Consider the following 511-nt stretch of genomic DNA (forward strand, 5'->3'; position numbering starts at 1 on the left):
GCTCCAGATGAATTTGTTCCTGCGGCCGAACAGAACGAGTTAGTATCGTTGCTGACCGACTACGTTTTAGAAAAAGCGGCGGACGATTTTTCCAAACTGACGTTTACTCATCCGGTGCATCTTGGTGTCAATGTGCCTCCTGGTTACCTTGTCGGTTCTCATGTAATAAGAAAACTGCAACTCATCCACAGAAAGCTAAGTGAGAATAATGTGTCGCTCGGCATCGAAATTACGGAGCGTCAGTTGATTAATGGGGAAGCACGGAAGCATATCGCAGCGTTGCGCGTGCACGGAATTGATGTACTGATTGACGACTTTGGAACTGGGCAAACGTCGTTAGCATTTTTGCAGCACATGAAAATTGATTATTTGAAGATCGACAAGTGTTTTGTTGAAACAATAGGCATTCAAAGTGTGAGTGCATCCGTATTGAATGCCATCGTTCATTTTGCGGACGAGCTGCAAGTGAAGTTGATTGCCGAAGGCGTCGAAACGCCGGCGCAAGCAGAGA

At 46.2% G+C, this 511-nt stretch carries 1 protein-coding gene; it reads left to right on the forward strand.

From position 1 onward, the window contains the following. Positions 1 to 511, forward strand: a 511-nt coding sequence (locus R8N49_RS30640) for an EAL domain-containing protein (RefSeq protein WP_318190889.1), incomplete at both ends; no start/stop codon positions are given.

This window comes from Vibrio sp. 1978, from assembly GCF_033344345.1.